Genomic DNA, 16,277 nt, shown 5'->3' on the forward strand with positions numbered 1-16,277 from the left:
TCTTGAATCACTCGCTTACCGGCCTTTTATTGTCTTCACCCCAGAAAAGATCATCGAGATCAACACGCAAGGCCTTGGCGATGCTCCTGAAAACCGAAATGCTGCCTTCCTTCTTGCCGGTTTCGATCTCGGAAAGATAGGCCGCGCTGATGCCGATGGCCTTCGCCAGGTCCTTGCTCGTCATGCCGCGGAAATCGCGCCAGACGCGGATCGGGCTCTCTCCGTCGATCAGCCGGTCGACGAATTCGGACGGAACCTTGAGATCGTCGCCCTCCGCGATGCGCCGTTTGGCTTCGTCGTAGGCGGCGACGTCCTCCAGCATTTCCGCCATTTCGACGAGCGCCTCGTATTCGGCCCGCGCGAGCACGACCATCTCTTCGCCGCCCGGCGTGGTAAATCTGGTCACCTTGTTCATCGCCCGCTTCCTTCAGTAGATGTTTCCGCGGCTATCGACTTCAAGCACATCAAGAACGTCGCCATTTTCATCGAAGATCACACGCCAGTTACCGACCCGCAATCTAAAGCCCGCACGTCCCTGCAGCTTTTTGACATTTGCTTTCTGCGCTGCAGGATCGGCAGCATATTGGTAAATCTTCCGTCTGATCTTGTCGGCTTCGTTTCTCGGTATCCTGGCCAGCGTCCTTAAAGCCGGTGCATGAAAGACGACCTGTTTCATGGACACTAAACCTCACCCGGGCAACAGGCAATAAAATTCGCTAACAGCTAATTTTTACCACCGTCCCTCCGCCTTCATCGTCTCGATCTCGCGGATCGCCTTCTCGCGCTGGCGTTCGCGGCGGATGATGTCGGAAACCGCCGCGTCGTCGGATTTGTCCGTGTAACGGAATTCGCTGTCGGCGTAGCGGTTGATCTCCTGGAGGACCATTTCCATGGTGATCGGGCCGCGCAGTTCCTCGATCATCGCCTTCTTCTCGTCGTAGCCCTTGTGCATGAAGGCGCCGGCAGTGGCGAACCAGTCGTCCGGCAGGTCCACGTCCATGGCGCGCATCTTGATCGCGTCGGTGATGTTCTTGATGGCGCGGCCGGTGAAGCGGGGCTCGGCGATCTTAATGCGATGGAGATAGGCGCCGACATCGGCGAGCGACTTGATGGCGCCGTGCTCCTTCTCGTGCATTTCCCACACGGCGAGAAGGCCCTCTTCCTGTGGTTTTGCATGTTGTCCGTAGGAGGTGGAGACGGCACGCTTGATCTCCTGGCCCTCGAAGAGCGTGTGCGCGCCGAGCGGGATCGAGTGGTTCTTGCCGACCAGCATGGCGAAGATGTCGATATAGTCGTCCTCGGTCTGCGGCCCGTCGACCAGCCAGCGGGCACCGGCGCGCTGGCGCAATGCATCGTCGACATTTTCCGGATAGTTGGAGAACATGCCGAAGGTGCAGTTGCCGCGCACCACGGTCGAGGCGCCGGCAAAGCTTTCCATGAGGACCGCGGTCACCTCGTGCTGGCCGGCCGAGGCCCGGTCGTCCGAACGTTTCGCGGCGACCTGGTCGACGTCGTCGATCGTGCCGAAGCCGATCGCCTTCGGGTTGATGACGTTGTTGACGAATTCCTTGCAGTTCTGGCCGGATTTGCCCTGGTAGGAGGAAATCTGGTCGACGCCGAAATTCTCGTAATGGAAGGCGTAGCCGGCGGTCTGGCAGTAGTCGTTGACGAGGCCGGCGAGCATCTGGATGAGGATCGTCTTGCCGGTGCCCGGCATACCGTCGCCGATGAAGGTGAAGAGGAAGCCCCCGAGCTCGACGAAGGGGTTGAGCTGGCGCTCGAAATCATAGGCGACGAGCATCTTGGCGAGCTTCATCGCCTGGTATTTGGCGATGTGGTTGCCGATGATCTCTTCTGGCTTCTTGAAGGTCATCGTGAGCGGCTTGCGCTTCTGGCCGGGCGCGACGTCGAAGCCGGAGAGGGTGAAATCGTCCTGCTCGATGCGGATATGGGCATTCTCGAAGCCGGCAAGGCCGGTGAAGCGCGCGCGGCGGCTGATCAGCCCCTCGATGGCGACGCGGGCGAAGGCCCGGGCGCGGGAAACGAGCGCCGCATCGTCCGGCGCGCCGGCAATCGTCCGGTCGAGGCCGGCGACCATGCTCTTCAGCGCGTCCTGCGGCGTGTCGAAGAGATAGTCCGGCTCGCCGCCGTCCTCCACCGGTTCGCCCTCGCCCGGCAGCGTCGCGCCGAGATAGGCGGCGAAGGTGAAGGCGGCGATATAGGCGGAGGCGGAAAGCAGCGCCTTGAACTGGTTCGCCTCGTCACCCGCCAGGGGCGAGGCGAGATTGCGCGATTGCAGGCCTTCGAGATTGGTCTGGCGGGAAAAGGCATCCGTCACCGCCAGGGCGACCTGAAGACCACGGCGGGAGCGGAAGAGCACGGCATGCTGCTGCGGCGAGAGCAGCGGGTCGGCGGCGCGCACGGACTGGATGGTCCTTGCCAGCTCCACCTCGCGCGTGCGCCGCGCGCCGGCGGTCGAGACCGTCGACACGAAACGCCGGCCGGTGCCGGCAAGCGCGGTGCCCTGTCTGCCGTCGTCGCTTTCGAGGATGACGAGTTTGGTGACGAGGCTCTGCGCCGTCGCCTGGTGCTTGGCGATATCGTCTTCGTGGATCGTCGTCAGTCCGGCATTGAGGCTCATCGGTCTCAGTCCTTCTGATGGCTCGGCGGCAGAAACCACCGAGGGATTTGGGCTCCGTCAGGAGCGGTTTGCCGCCGGTCTCCCCGAAGCATCCGCGAGAACGCGACGGGTGGAGCGTGAAAGCGGCCGGTGGATCGTCGCCCGCCTGGCCGGGATGTTCACCCTTCGCTGATCACCTGGTTTCCCGAGATCACATGCACCTTGTAGGCGCCGAAAATGCCGGCGGTCTCGCCCGCGGCATAGAGCGCCTGATAGGCATCGTGCGGCACCAGCGCGTGTTTCTCATAGGCGCTGACGCCCATGCGGGCGGCCTCGAGATCGTCGGTCTCGATATGGAACTCCTCCTGCGCCGGGGTGGAGCTCCAGAAACCCTTCTTCGCCGGGCGCTCGGCCTTGGAGAAGACCTCCTGCACGGTCCAGGTCAGCAGCCAGGCGTTTTCCGGCTTCCGCACCTTGGAAAGGATCTCGTTGACCCGCTCGTTGTTCTCGGTGATGCCGGCCGAATAGAACGGCCCCAGCACGATGCGGCGCAGCTGCTTGGGATGCAGCGTCGGAAAATCCCGGTCGAGATTGGTGGCGATCGTCGCGGGGGTAAGCGAATAGGCGCTGTTCTTCAGCGCGAAATCGTCGAAGCGGCTGGCGAGCTCGGGATTGAGCAGGCCGCCGACCGGCAGCGGGATGTCCACCTCCGGATTGAGCTTGCCGTCCTTCGTCACCAGCATCTTGATGACGTTCTCGCTCGAATCCTCGATCGTCGCCATGTAGACCATCGGCAGCGTCGCCGTGCCGTCGAAGGCGCCCCAGCACACGACGTAATAGGGCCGCATGGTCTTCGGGTTGACAGCGACGCGGATCGTCTCCGGCAACACGAAGGGCGAGAAGATGTCGCCCTTGCCGATCTGTTCCAGGTAGAGCCGCTCGGCCATGCGCGCCTGGAGATCGCCCGGGAACGCCTTGTGACGCAGGATGAAATCCGCCATCTCGCCGCGCAGCTGGTCGGCATTCGGGATCGCGGCAAGCCGCTTTTCCGCGCTCTGCCGGTCGTTCTCCAGTTCCAGCACGTTCTGGAACACCGGAAAGCCGCTCTCGGCGCGCGAGACGCGGAACTGCTGGACGAAGCCGATGCGGTTCTCCCAGCAGGCGAAGGAGGCCTTCAGCCGGGCAAGGTAGGGCACGACGATCTCGCCCACCACGCTGTTGCGGTAGAGCGGCGAGTTGCGGTCGGCAAGGAAGATCTCAAGGCCGCCGAGGGCGGCGCGGATGGTGGAGAAATATTGTGCGACGGCGCTGTCGGCGGGGGCGTTCATGGCGCATCCTCACTGGCACTCCAAGACTGCCCCTCATCCGGCCTGCCGGCCACCTTCTCCCCGTGAACGGGGCGAAGGAGATATGCCGCGCTGGTTTCCTCAGCCAATACCCATTCGTGGGGCAAGTCCCCTCTCCCCGCCTGCGGGGAGAGGGTTAGGGTGAGGGGCAATGGCATGCCTGCGACCATCACTGCTTCACGTAGTTCGCGGTGTTGTGCTTGTCCATGACAGCCTGGAAGCGCCGGGCGAAGGCGTCGTCGGCGAGCTTCTTGCGGCGCTGGATGTCCTGCGTCGCCAGCATGTTCTTCTCGTGCATTTCGAGGAGATCGCCGATATGGCGCTGGGCGGCCGAGCCGATGCCGGCCATGGTCTCTTCCGCGGCCGTGTCGACCTGCGAGCCGAGCGTGTTGATCTTGTGCGCCACATCCTGCTGCGCGGCGGTCTTCAACGAATCCTCCAGCGCCTTGTAGAGCACGATGCGCTGCTCGGTATCGATGGTCAGCTTGTTGATCAGCGTGTTCTGCGCGGCGATCTGGTTGTTGAGCGAATCGACGAAGGTCTGGAACATCGAGGTGTAGCGTTCCAGCGTCTGGCTCTCGGCAAGCAGCTCCTGCTCCTTCGCCTGCATCTGGTTGTATTCCGTCGCCAGCGCCGAGCGCTCGCCTTCAAGGTCCGTGCGGGTCTTCTGGTCCGTCGAAGCGGCGATGCGGTTCTCGAGATCCATCAGCAGCGGGTTCAGCTCCTCGATGCGCTTCTGGGTGGCCTCGAGATTGGTCATCGTGCCCTTGCGCCGCTCGATCACCTGCACGAGGCTTGCCTCGGAGGTCTTGTAGCGCTGGTCGAGGATCGACTTCTGCTCCTTCAGGATGCCGACGATCGTGTCGGACTTGGAGAGAAGTTCCTGCAGGTTGCCGGCGAGCGACATGTTGCGCACGCGGTCGGTGCGCATGCGCTGCATCTTCTGCTTGGAGAAGATGCCGATGAACTTCTCGTAGCCCGTATAGCTCTTCATGCTCTCGAATTCGGTGCCGAAGATGTTCGTCGCATCTTCGAGGCCGATGATGAGGTCGGCGATATTGCCTTCCATCACGCGCTGCTGGGCGATGACGTCCTGGATGCGGGCGTTCTCGATGTCGAAATTGACATCGCCGAGCTTGGTGTCCGCCTTGGCGAACTGGTCGAGCACGGTGCTCGACTGCTCCAGCTTGCTGCGCATCTGGTTGACGACGCTGCGAGTCTTCTCGATTTCCGCATCGAAGTTCTGAAGTGTGGCCATGCTTGTCCCCTTGAAACTCTCCACGGCAGACGTCTGCGCCGCCCGATTTATTCCATCGCGGCAACACTATACGATTTCAGGCAGATAGGAACCTGCCCGCCGCCTTTACCGAACAAGATGTGGGACGGCACGGACCGCCCACAAGAGCGGTGCCGAAAATTTCGGCGGCGGCTAATGGCCCGCCGGCGCTTTCAGATAGGCGATGAGGTTGGCGATATCCTCGATCTTCCTCAGTCCCGCGAAGGCCATGGCGGTGCCCGGCACCATGGCCTTGGGCGACATCAGATACTCGGCGATCAAGGCCTCGTTCCACATCTTGCCGCCCTCGGCGAAGGCCGTCATGGCGGCGGAATAGCGGTAGTCGCCGACGGAGGCGACCGGCCGGCCGACGATGCCGGCGAGCGTCGGCCCGACGCGGTTGACCGGCTCGGTCGAATGGCAGGGCGCACATTTCTTGAAGACCGTCTTTCCCGCGACGGCATCGCCCTCCGCCAGGGCGGGGGCGGCGAGACAGAGGAACGCGGCGGCGGCGGCAGGAAGTCGTTTCATCATTTGTCCCCTCGCCGCCCGACGGCCGTCAATCGGCGTTCATGATGTCGTCCCAGTGGCGGCGGCAATAGGAAACGTACTTGTCATTGCCGCCGATTTCCACCTGCGCGCCTTCGCGCGCCACCTTGCCGTCCGCGCCGAGCCGGACGACCATCGTCGCCTTGCGGCCGCAATGGCAGATGGTGCGCACCTCGCGCAGCTCGTCGGCGATGGCTAGCAGCGCTTGCGAGCCGGGAAAGAGCTTGCCCTGGAAATCGGTGCGCAGGCCGTAGGCCATCACGGGGATGTGCAGCCGGTCGGCGACGCGGGCGAGCTGCCAGACCTGCGCCTCGGAGAGGAACTGCGCCTCGTCGACGAAGACGCAGGCGATCTCGCCGCCGCCGTCGCCGTTCAGTTCCTCGACATGCTTGTAGAGGTCGTCGGCATGGTCGAAGGCGATGGCTTCCGAGGTCAGGCCGATGCGCGAGGAGATGCGGCCCTGGCCCGCGCGATCGTCGAAGGAGGCGATCAGGATCGCCGTGCGCATGCCGCGTTCGCGGTAGTTGTAGGACGCCTGCAGGAGCAGCGTCGACTTTCCCGCGTTCATCGTCGCGTAACTGAAATAGAGTTTGGCCATGATTTTCTCCGTCCCCGCCTCATGGCCCGGCAGCGCGCGATTTTCCAGTCGAAAAGGCCGGAAAACCACAGAAAACCGCGCGGCCCGCCTTCTGCGACATCCATGTGCAAAATTGCGAACAGGTCCGAAATTTATTGGACGTTTCAGGGGCTTCCGGCTACGCCAAGATGCTTGAAAGCATATCGTTTTGATGATTGGCTAAACCATCAGTTATAAGGGGAGCAATAAAATGAAGTCTGCATCGCCATTCAAGACCCTTCTTGCCGCAGCCGTTTCCGTCCTCGCGCTTGGCGCCGCCAACGTCTCGGCCGCCGAAGCCGAAAGCTGTGGCAAGGTTCGCTTCTCGGACGTTGGCTGGACGGACATCACCGCCACGACCGCCACCGCGACCGTTCTGCTGAAGAGCCTCGGCTACGAGACGGAAGTGACGGTCCTGTCCGTTCCGGTGACCTATACGTCGCTGAAGAACAAGGACATCGACGTCTTCCTCGGCAACTGGATGCCCACCATGGAAGCCGACATCAAGCCGTTCCGCGAGGACGGCTCGGTCGAGACCGTGCGCGAGAACCTGGAGGGCGCGAAATACACGCTCGCAACCAATGCCAAGGGCGCCGAACTCGGCATCAAGGACTTCGCCGACATCGCCAAGCAGAAGGATGCGCTCGGCGCCAAGATCTACGGCATCGAGCCGGGCAATGACGGCAACCGCCTGATCATCGACATGGTCACCAACAACAAGTTCGATCTGTCGGGCTTCGAAGTGGTCGAATCCTCCGAGCAGGGCATGCTGGCCGAAGTCGCCCGCGCCGAGCAGGAAGGCACCCCGGTCGTCTTCCTCGGCTGGGAGCCGCACCCGATGAACGCCAACTTCAAGCTGACTTATCTCACCGGCGGCGACGACGTCTTCGGTCCGGATTTCGGCGGCGCGACGGTCTATACGAACGTGCGCCAGGGCTATGTCGCCGAATGCCCGAATGTCGGCAAGTTCCTGCAGAACCTCAAGTTCACGCTGGAAATGGAAAACCAGATCATGGGCAAGATCCTGAACGACGGCCAGGATCCGGAAACCGCCGCGACCGACTGGCTGAAGGCCAACCCGGCCGCCGTCGAGCCATGGCTTGCCGGCGTCACGACCAAGGACGGCAGCGGCGAGGCCCTGCCGGCCGCGAAAACGGCACTCGGTCTCTAACAGGGAAGAAGAGGAGCGGGGAGAAGACCTCCCCCCCTCCTCAGGTTGTTGACAGACCTCACCTCTCCCGCTGCCGTCATCCTCGGCCTTGAGCCGAGGATCCACATACCACGACGGCGATGGATGCTCGGGTCAAGCCCGAGCATGACGGCGGAGAGGTTTTCGGAACTTTGTCAGCGCTCTGTGGGCGAGAAGGAAACTTTCCCGCCCTTACTTCCCGCCGATAGTCGTTGCATCGTCAACCTCCAGACTAAGGCTTGCTGCCGTGGATTGGCTCACCGTCTCCAAAATTCCGATCGGCCCGATCGCCAAGGAAGTCGTCAACTGGCTGACGACCAACGGCAAGGGACTGTTCGACTTCCTGAAGGTCTTCCTGCAGGCCGGCATCGACGCCGTGCTCTTCCTGCTGCAGGGTCCGTTCTCCAGCGCCGGCGGCAGGTTCGGCTATGCGCTGTTCCTCATCGTGCTCGTGACGGGTCTCAGCTGGTGGTTCCGCCGCTCGATCGGCGTCGCCGCCTTCACCTTCCTCGGCCTCCTGCTCATCGTGAACCAGGGCTACTGGAAGGAGACGACGGAGACGCTGGCGCTCGTGCTGGCGGCGACCGGCGTCAGCATGGTGGTCGGCGTGCCGCTCGGCATCGCCGCCGCGCGCCGGCCGTGGTTCTATTCGATCCTCCGGCCGATCCTCGATCTCATGCAGACGATCCCGACCTTCGTCTATCTCATCCCGGCGCTGATCCTCTTCGGCCTCGGCATGGTGCCGGGCCTCATCGCCACGGTGATCTTCGCCATCCCCGCCCCGATCCGCCTCACCCGGCTCGGCATCATCTCGACGCCACCCTCGCTGGTGGAGGCCGCGCAGGCCTTCGGCGCGACGCCCGGCCAGGTGCTGCGCAAGGTCGAGCTGCCCTATGCGACGCCGCAGATCATGGCGGGCCTGACGCAGACCATCATGCTCTCGCTGTCGATGGTGGTCATCGCCGCGCTCGTCGGCGCCAAGGGCCTCGGCGTTCCCGTGGTGCGCGCGCTCAACACCGTGAACATCTCCATGGGCTTCGAGGCGGGCCTGTGCATCGTGATCCTCGCGATCATCCTCGACCGTCTCTTCCGCGCCGCCGATGAGGGAGACGCCAAATGACCGAAACCGTCGTCTTCAAGAATGTCTCCATCATCTTCGGCGACAGCCCGCAGAAGGCCCTCGCCATGGTCGATGCGGGCAAGACCCGCGACGAGATCGGCGCGGAGACCGGCCTGGTGCTCGGCGTGGCCGATGCCACGCTGTCGATCACCGAGGGCGAGATCCTCGTGCTGATGGGCCTTTCCGGCTCCGGCAAGTCGACGCTGCTGCGCGCCGTCAACGGGCTTGCGCCCGTGGTGCGCGGCGACGTGCAGGTGAAGGCCGCAAGCGGTTCGGTGAACCCCTATACGGCAACGCCCAAGGCGCTGCGCGATTTCCGCATGCACACCGTCTCAATGGTGTTCCAGCAGTTCGCGCTGCTGCCCTGGCGCAGCGTTGCCGACAATGTCGGCTTCGGCCTGGAGCTTGCCGGCGTGCCGGATCGCGAGCGCAAGGCGCGCGTTGCCGAACAGCTCGAGCTCGTCAACCTCGCCAAATGGGCGGACCGCAAGGTGAATGAGCTGTCGGGCGGCATGCAGCAGCGCGTCGGCCTTGCCCGCGCCTTCGCCACCGGCGCGCCGATCCTGCTCATGGACGAGCCGTTCTCCGCGCTCGACCCGCTGATCCGCACGCGCCTGCAGGACGAGCTGCTGGAGTTCCAGCGCCGGCTGAAGAAGACCATCCTCTTCGTCAGCCACGACCTCGACGAGGCCTTCCGCATCGGCAACCGCATCGCCATCATGGAAGGCGGGCGCATCATCCAGTGCGGCACGCCGCAGGAGATCGTCAAGAACCCGGCCAACCAGTATGTCGCGGACTTCGTGCAGAACATGAACCCGATCAACATGCTGACGGCCGGCGACGTGATGCAGCACGGCGCTTCAAGCAATGGCGGCGTGACGGCGACCGCGGCACCGCAGACCCCGCTCGTAGACATCCTCGACGCCATGGCCCGCACGCCGGGCAATGTCGGCGTCGTCGACAACGGCACGGTCGTCGGCACGATCAACGCGCAGGATATCGTGAACGGATTGACGCGGCACCGCCGGCGGGGGTGACGGTTCGCCCCGAACGGATTAGATAGAGCAGCGCCCCGCAACGGGCGCTGCTTTTTCATGGAAGGACGGGAGCAAGACCATGACCGAGAAGGACAGGCCGAGCGTCCTGCGCGAAACCGATGATGACGCGCGGCGCCTCGCCCGCACGCTGCTGCGCTCCGCCCGGAGCTGCGCGCTTGCGGTCATCGAGCCGGAAAGCGGCGCGCCCTTCGCCAGCCGCACGCTGACGGGCACCGACACGGATGGCACGCCGGTCATCCTCGTCTCCGCCCTTTCCGTCCACACCCAGGCGCTCCGGCGCGATGCGCGCGCCTCGCTGCTGGCGGGCGAACCCGGCAAGGGCGATCCCCTCGCCCATCCCCGCCTGACGGTGCTCTGCGAGGCAGAGGAAGTGGCCCGCGACAGCGCCGTGCATGCCGCGCTGCGCGAACGCTTCGTCCGCCGCCACCCCAAGGCGAAACTCTATGTCGATTTCCCCGATTTCGCCTTCTTCCGCCTCGTGCCGCTGCGCGCCCATCTCAACGGCGGCTTCGGCAAGGCCTTCGTGCTGACGGCGGACGACCTCATGATTCGCTCCCCGGCCCGCGGCGCGCTTGCCGAGATGGAAACCGGCGCCGTCGAGCACATGAACAGCGACCATGCGGAAGCGGCCGGCATCTATGCCCGCCACTATTGCGGCGCGAAGGACGGCGACTGGATCATCGTGGGGCTCGACGCCGCCGGCATCGACCTTGCCAGCGGCGACAAACTGAAGCGGCTGGAATTTTCACGCGAACTTGATCAGGCCACGGAACTTCGCGGGGAGCTTGCGCGTTTGCTTCGGGAAGCAAGGGCGGCGGGCTGAACCGTCTGCATTTGCGCGAAATCCGCTTGCCGCGCCTTTTTCGATAGGGAAGGCGCCTATCGCTATACGTGCAGGATACCCCCATTTCTGGCACTTGATGAGGGGTATTTTGTTTATATGCTAACAAGCGGATTCAAAAAATTACTTAATTTGAAGCGGAAACGCCCAAAGGAGTTTCAGATGGACAAGATTTCAGACGCAGAGCACGCGCAGGCCGAGGTTGCATCCGACTTTCTGTCCGCCATGGCCAACCCGAAGCGCCTGCTCATCCTGAAGGTCCTGGTCGAAGGCGAAATCGCCGTCGGCGCCCTCGCAAACCAGGTCGGTCTCAGCCAGTCGGCGCTGTCGCAGCACCTGTCGAAGCTGCGGGCGCAGAATCTCGTCACCACGCGCCGCGATGCCCAGACCATCTATTATTCCAGCAAGTCCGATGCCGTGCTGACCATTCTCGACGCGCTCGAGCGCATCTACAGGGCCCCCGGCAACGGGGCGTCGGAAAAGAAGCTTCGCATCGCCTGATCGCCTCCCCGCCTATCCCGATCGCAACGCCCCGGCCGGAATCCGGGGCGTTTTGCATGGAATCATCCGCTTGACGGCCCCGGGCGCCTTGATACTTTGACCAGCGGGTAAAAATTCCATCCGCAGTGCCCGCCGGGACGGCCCCCGCATTAAAGGCCCAGCATTTCAAGGATCACGGAGAGACCGCATGTCCAACCGCCTCAACACCCCCAACGACCTGCGTGCCTTCTGGATGCCGTTCACGGCAAACCGGCAGTTCAAGAAGGAACCGCGCCTCTTCGTCGGCGCCAAGGACATGTATTACACCACCCATGACGGCCGCCAGGTGCTCGACGGCACGGCGGGCCTTTGGTGCGTCAATGCCGGCCATTGTCGCCCGAAGATCACCGAGGCGATCCGCGAACAGGCCGGCGAGCTGGACTATGCGCCCGCCTTCCAGCTCGGCCATCCGAAGGCCTTCGAGCTCGCCAACCGCCTCGTCGACATCGCGCCCGAGGGCATGGACCATGTCCTCTACACCAATTCCGGCTCCGAATCGGTCGAGACCGCGCTGAAGGTGGCGCTCGCCTATCACCGTGCCAAGGGCGACGGCGCGCGCTTCCGCCTGATCGGCCGCGAGCGCGGCTACCACGGCGTCAATTTCGGCGGCATCTCCGTCGGCGGCATCGTCGCCAACCGCAAGATGTTCGGCACCCTGCTGACGGGTGTCGACCACATGCCGCACACCCATTTCCCCGAGAGGAACGCCTTCTCGCGCGGCGAGCCGGAACACGGCGGCGACATCGCCAGCGAATTGCAGCGCATCATCACCCTGCATGACGCCTCCACCATCGCCGCGGTCATCGTCGAGCCGGTCGCCGGCTCCACCGGCGTCCTCATCCCGCCGAAGGGCTACCTCCAGAAGCTGCGCGAGATCTGCACGCAGCACGGCATCCTGCTGATCTTCGACGAGGTCATCACCGGCTTCGGCCGCCTCGGCGCGCCCTTCGCCGCGCAGTATTTCGACGTGAAGCCCGATATCATCACCACCGCGAAGGGCCTCACCAACGGCGTGATCCCGATGGGCGCCGTCTTCGTGACCTCCGAGATCCATGACGCCTTCATGAACGGCCCGGAGCACATGATCGAGTTCTTCCACGGCTACACCTATTCCGGCAACCCGATCGCCTGCGCCGCCGCGCTCGGCACGCTCGACACCTACAAGGAAGAGGGTCTCCTGACCCGCGCCGCGGAACTCGCTTCCTACTGGGAGGAAGGCCTGCATTCGCTGAAGGATTGCCCGAACGTCATCGACATCCGGAATGTCGGCCTGATCGGCGCCGTCGAGCTCGCCTCCATCGCCGGCGAACCGACCAAGCGGGCCTTCAATGCCTTCCTCAAGGCCTATGAGAAGGGCCTTCTCATCCGCACGACGGGCGACATCATCGCGCTCTCCCCGCCGCTCATCATCGAGAAGCGCGAGATCGACGAACTGTTCGGCAAGCTGCGCGAGGTTCTGCAGAACAACATCTGATCCGGACGATCCGGCGGCGGGATGGCGGCTTCGGCCGCCATTTCCGTTCGCGTCAGAGCCGACGCAGCCGGCCGGAATAGTGCACGACCTCGCCAATGACCGGCAGCCCGATCGGCACGTCGAAGCAGAAATCCTCGCCTTCGGCCCATTCGCGCGCCGTGCTGCGCGGCGCCAGCGCCAGCGGCATCGGAAGGCCGAAGACGGACCATCCACGCATCACCATCGCCAGGCCGGAGGCATCCACCGGCAGGTCGAAGGAAAAGCGCATCGGCCCGAACCGCTCGACAAGGCGTGCGCCGCTCTGGCTGAGTTCGCTTGAAAAGACATGGCCGGAAAAATCCCGCGTCCAGCACTCGACGCCATCCCTCTCCTCGAAGGAAACGTGCAGGTCGTGCTCGCCCTCCGGCGGAAAGCGCATGACGGCACAGACAAGCCGCGCCAGACGCGACCGTCCCCGCCGCACGCGTCCCCAGCCCGCGGCCCCCGCATCGCCGACAAGGTCGTGCATGTCCCGCACCGGCTGCGGCATCGTGCCGTAGGCCGCGCCGATGACACGGTGGTAAAGCGGCACATAGGGCAGGCTCTCGATCGCGCTATGGAGGGCGAGCCGTTCGAAGTGGGGAGCGAATTGCGCAAGGCTCATCTCGCCCGCCGCCGGCCGCGCGCCCGGCGCAAGGCGTCCCGCCGCGATGGCATCGGCCGCGACATGGGCGGCGATCGTCGGGATCTCCGGGCCGTCGCCATTTTCCGCGATCAGCGTCCAGCGGCGGAGGACCGGCGCCCCCTCGAAAAATCCCTTCACTTCGATCACCATGGCGGAACGATCCGTGCCGAAACGGGCGCTCAGCTTCTGCAGCGGCAGCAGCCATCGAGCGAAGCGCGAAAGCGAGCCCAGCCATCCCCATTTCACCGGCCAGCTCAAGAGCCAGAGCGTCAGGAGCTGAAAGGAGAATTCCGGTCCCGCGCGAAAAATGCTCGCCGGCCGGCCGGGCAGCGACGCCGGAACGATATCGTGATCCGGCACGTCCGCAAGCGCCACCAGCCGCCGGATGGGCGGCCGGCCGGCAACAGCGTAGTCCTGCCGGCGCAACCGGTGCCAGCCCGTCTCCTGCCGCCAGCGCCCGCTGCGCCAGAGGCGCACCGGCTTTCCGACATAGCTGAGGATCGCGGCCGCCACGGAAGCGCCGGCCGTCGCGCGGTTCGAGGCGCTGATCGACATCTCGACCGAGCAAACCCGCTCCATGTCCCGCGCCAGCTCGGCAATGACCGCGCCCGAAAGCGCCGGCACGCTGGAGCCGCCCGAGACCACCACGACACCGGCCGCCCGCGCCGCCGCATCCAGCCGTCCGACACCGCAGACGAAGTCCCGCGCATCCGCAAGGTCGACATAGTGCACCCCGCGCGCGATGCAGGCTTCCGCAACATGGTAGCCGCTGCCCTGAAAGGGTCCGGCCGCATCGATCAGCAGGAAGGGACGATGCGCCTCGAGGACGGGGCCGAGATCGCCATTGCGATCGACGGCAAGCGCCGCTGCATTGGGCAAATCTTCGGCGAGACGCGCCGCCGCCGCCCTGTCGCGGCCCGCGACCAGCACCGCCCAGCCATCCGCCGCCAGCCGCCGGGACAGCCGGGCGCCGAAACCGCCATATCCGCCGAGAACGATGACCCGCTTCACAACACCCGGTCCGCATCCTCCGGCGCGGGGATCCAGCACGCCTCCCGTCGCCCGAACACCCGGTAGCGGTTGCGCGCCAGCCAGCGATAGGCGGGATCGCGCAGGAAGCGCGGGATGAACCGCAGCGCGGACAGCGCCTTCCACGGCCAGCCGAGCCCGGCATAGATCGCCAGCACCGCATCACTGTCCTTGAGCAGCCGGTCGCCATCCACGACGATCATCGATTCGGGATCGGCCGGATCGATGCCGAAGCGGCGGTAGAGCGCTGCGCCGACCGCATTCTGCATGGAGGCAAGACGGAACCGCCGGGCGCGATCGTGCCGGAGCACGAATTGCGCATTGGCCGAGCAGAGAATGCACTCCGCATCGAAGACGATGATCGGGCCTGCCGCGTCGTTCCGGGTCATGTCCTCAACATAGGATGGCGGCGATGCGCCATCAATCCGCAACCGCCGGAGAAAGCCGCTTTTCATAGCGCCAGACCTCCAGATCGAAAGGCCCCTCCGTCGTGTCCAGCCGGTGGACGACGGTCGCGGCAAGGTGCCAGCCGCATTTCTCGTAGAAGCGGGCGGCGCGGTGGTTGCCGATCGCGCAGGCGAGCCAGGCGGTCGCCACGCCACGGGCGGCAAGGCGCCCTTCGGCATCCGCCACGAGCGCGGCGGCAACGCCCCTGCCGCGCCCTGCCGGCGCCACGAAAAGCTGGTCGAGCTCGTCATGCCGGATGGCGCAGAAGCCGAGCGGTGCGTCCGGATCGCCGATCACGCGCACATCCGACAGCATGGCCGTCAGGCGATCGGCAAAACTCTGCCGCGTGCGCAGGCGGGCAAGCGCCGCTGGAAGCACCGCCGCATGCGCATCCTGCCATCCGTCAAACCAGAGCCGCGCCAGCGCCGCGATTTCCGACGGTCCCGGTGTCCTCGTGGTCCATGCCGGCTGCATCCGCTTCTCCCTGACTGGCACGCCGCGATCTTTCAGCGTGTGCCATTGTCGCAAGTCCGCTGCGTTCTTTCGCACGGCATGCTTTAAACGTGGCCGGATGGGCCTTGCAAGTCCGGCCCGTTTGAGGGCTATTCTGCGCGCCAGAAACCTTAAGGGCGAGCCCATGCCGACCACCACCCGCATAGCGAACGACTTCCTGTCGATCGATGTCTCCTCGCTCGGTGCCGAAATGCAGTCGATCACCACCCGGGACGGGGCGGAATGGCTGTGGAACGGCGACGCCACCTTCTGGACGGGGCGCTCGCCGGTGCTCTTCCCGATCGTCGGCAAGGCGCCCGACGATACGCTCTTCATCGACGGCAAGCCCCATGCGATGGCGCAGCACGGTTTCGCCAGGCGACGGGAGTTCTCGCTGGCCGCAGCAAGCGACACGCTGTGCCGCTACAGCCTGGAGGCCTCTGACGAAACCCGCGCCGTCTATCCGTTCGACTTCCTGCTCTCCATCGAGCACAGCCTGGACGGCCCGACCCTCACCGTCGCCGCCGAAGTCGAAAACCGCGGCAGGACCGCCATGCCCTTCGGTCTCGGCTTCCACCCCGCCTTCCTCTGGCCCCTGCCCGGCGCGGCGGGAAGGCCGCATGCCGTGACGCTCGGCAATGCCGGGGAACCGCGGCGCCAGCCGCTGGAGAAGGGCCTGCTGTCGCAAGGCCGCACGCCCTCACCCTTTGCCGCGGGCCGGCTCCGCCTCTCCCCCGATCTTTTCGAGAACGACGCGCTCGTCTTCCCCGAAGGCGCGGGCGACGACCTCGCCTACGGCGCCGAAGGCGGGCCGGCGCTGGCCTTCCGCTTCGAGAACCTGCCGAACCTCGCGCTGTGGACCAAGCCCGGCGCGCCCTTCCTCTGCGTCGAGCCCTGGCACGGCACAGCCGCAGAACTCGGCGGCTCGCGCGAATTGAAAGACCGCCCCTACACAACCGTGCTTGCCGCGGGAGCGCGCGCCCGCTTCGCCTTCACCGTCACCTTCCCCGCCTGAA

Annotated in this window: 17 protein-coding genes; 7 read left to right on the top strand and 10 right to left on the bottom strand. The window is 64.9% G+C overall.

Translation table 11 applies throughout. The annotated features are described in order from the left end of the window. Nucleotides 1-7: 7 nt before the first annotated feature. From MUU56_RS09555 to MUU56_RS09585, 7 genes are all read right to left on the bottom strand, one after another. Nucleotides 8-415, bottom strand: coding sequence for a helix-turn-helix domain-containing protein (locus MUU56_RS09555; RefSeq protein ID WP_280530988.1), 408 nt, complete (start codon nt 413-415; stop codon nt 8-10). Nucleotides 416-427: 12 nt separating this feature from the next. After that, entirely contained in the window at nt 428-676 is a 249-nt protein-coding gene (locus MUU56_RS09560) for a type II toxin-antitoxin system RelE family toxin (protein ID WP_244767067.1), read from the bottom strand. Nucleotides 677-730: 54 nt separating this feature from the next. After that, a complete protein-coding gene (locus MUU56_RS09565) occupies nt 731-2,641 on the bottom strand; it encodes an AAA family ATPase (RefSeq protein WP_244767068.1) in 1,911 nt (636 codons plus the stop codon). 158 nt (nt 2,642-2,799) lie between these two features. Continuing rightward, the gene (locus MUU56_RS09570; protein WP_244767069.1) at nt 2,800-3,948 is read right to left on the bottom strand and encodes a hypothetical protein; all 1,149 of its coding nucleotides are present in this window, start codon (nt 3,946-3,948) and stop codon (nt 2,800-2,802) included. A gap of 187 nt (nt 3,949-4,135) precedes the next feature. Next, nucleotides 4,136-5,224, bottom strand: a complete 1,089-nt coding sequence (locus MUU56_RS09575) for a hypothetical protein (protein WP_244767070.1) — start codon at nt 5,222-5,224, stop codon at nt 4,136-4,138. A gap of 171 nt (nt 5,225-5,395) precedes the next feature. Further along, nucleotides 5,396-5,773: a c-type cytochrome gene (locus tag MUU56_RS09580; RefSeq protein WP_244767071.1), complete on the bottom strand. Its 378-nt coding sequence runs from the start codon at nt 5,771-5,773 to the stop codon at nt 5,396-5,398. A 28-nt stretch (nt 5,774-5,801) separates the two neighbouring features. Then, complete coding sequence (locus tag MUU56_RS09585; protein ID WP_244767072.1) at nt 5,802-6,389, bottom strand: thymidine kinase; 588 nt, start codon at nt 6,387-6,389, stop codon at nt 5,802-5,804. 229 nt (nt 6,390-6,618) lie between these two features. On the opposite strand from MUU56_RS09585, the gene MUU56_RS09590 reads away from it, so the two are divergent. The 6 genes from MUU56_RS09590 (at nt 6,619) to aptA (ending at nt 12,629) form a co-directional block, all read left to right on the top strand. Then, nucleotides 6,619-7,578 (top strand): choline ABC transporter substrate-binding protein, encoded by a 960-nt coding sequence (locus MUU56_RS09590; RefSeq protein ID WP_244767073.1) that lies wholly within the window; start codon nt 6,619-6,621, stop codon nt 7,576-7,578. A 265-nt stretch (nt 7,579-7,843) separates the two neighbouring features. Beyond that, complete coding sequence (choW, locus tag MUU56_RS09595) at nt 7,844-8,716, top strand: choline ABC transporter permease subunit (RefSeq protein WP_244767074.1); 873 nt, start codon at nt 7,844-7,846, stop codon at nt 8,714-8,716. Continuing rightward, complete coding sequence (gene choV, locus MUU56_RS09600; protein ID WP_244767075.1) at nt 8,713-9,753, top strand: choline ABC transporter ATP-binding protein; 1,041 nt, start codon at nt 8,713-8,715, stop codon at nt 9,751-9,753. Before choW ends, choV begins: the two co-directional genes overlap by 4 nt. A gap of 79 nt (nt 9,754-9,832) precedes the next feature. Beyond that, nucleotides 9,833-10,597, top strand: coding sequence for a HugZ family pyridoxamine 5'-phosphate oxidase (locus tag MUU56_RS09605; RefSeq protein ID WP_244767076.1), 765 nt, complete (start codon nt 9,833-9,835; stop codon nt 10,595-10,597). Nucleotides 10,598-10,777: 180 nt separating this feature from the next. Next, nucleotides 10,778-11,116, top strand: a complete 339-nt coding sequence (locus tag MUU56_RS09610; protein ID WP_244767077.1) for an ArsR/SmtB family transcription factor — start codon at nt 10,778-10,780, stop codon at nt 11,114-11,116. 187 nt (nt 11,117-11,303) lie between these two features. After that, the gene (aptA, locus tag MUU56_RS09615) at nt 11,304-12,629 is read left to right on the top strand and encodes an omega-aminotransferase AptA (RefSeq protein ID WP_244767078.1); all 1,326 of its coding nucleotides are present in this window, start codon (nt 11,304-11,306) and stop codon (nt 12,627-12,629) included. Nucleotides 12,630-12,681: 52 nt separating this feature from the next. On the opposite strand, the gene MUU56_RS09620 is transcribed toward aptA, so the two are convergent. From MUU56_RS09620 to MUU56_RS09630, 3 genes are read right to left on the bottom strand one after another with little or no spacing between them, the layout of a single operon-like run. Continuing rightward, the gene (locus MUU56_RS09620; RefSeq protein ID WP_244767079.1) at nt 12,682-14,304 is read right to left on the bottom strand and encodes a saccharopine dehydrogenase family protein; all 1,623 of its coding nucleotides are present in this window, start codon (nt 14,302-14,304) and stop codon (nt 12,682-12,684) included. Then, nucleotides 14,301-14,711 carry a thiol-disulfide oxidoreductase DCC family protein gene (locus MUU56_RS09625; RefSeq protein ID WP_244767080.1) on the bottom strand — a complete coding sequence of 137 codons (411 nt, stop codon included), beginning with the start codon at nt 14,709-14,711 and terminating at the stop codon, nt 14,301-14,303. The genes MUU56_RS09620 and MUU56_RS09625 overlap by 4 nt, the downstream gene beginning before the upstream one ends. Nucleotides 14,712-14,742: 31 nt before the next feature. Then, nucleotides 14,743-15,243 (bottom strand): GNAT family N-acetyltransferase, encoded by a 501-nt coding sequence (locus tag MUU56_RS09630; RefSeq protein WP_244767081.1) that lies wholly within the window; start codon nt 15,241-15,243, stop codon nt 14,743-14,745. Between the two features lie 163 nt (nt 15,244-15,406). On the opposite strand from MUU56_RS09630, the gene MUU56_RS09635 reads away from it, so the two are divergent. Further along, nucleotides 15,407-16,276: an aldose 1-epimerase family protein gene (locus tag MUU56_RS09635; protein ID WP_244767082.1), complete on the top strand. Its 870-nt coding sequence runs from the start codon at nt 15,407-15,409 to the stop codon at nt 16,274-16,276. Nucleotide 16,277: the final 1 nt, after the last annotated feature.

It is taken from the genome of Shinella yambaruensis (assembly GCF_022899355.1).
Lineage (GTDB): Bacteria > Pseudomonadota > Alphaproteobacteria > Rhizobiales > Rhizobiaceae > Shinella > Shinella yambaruensis.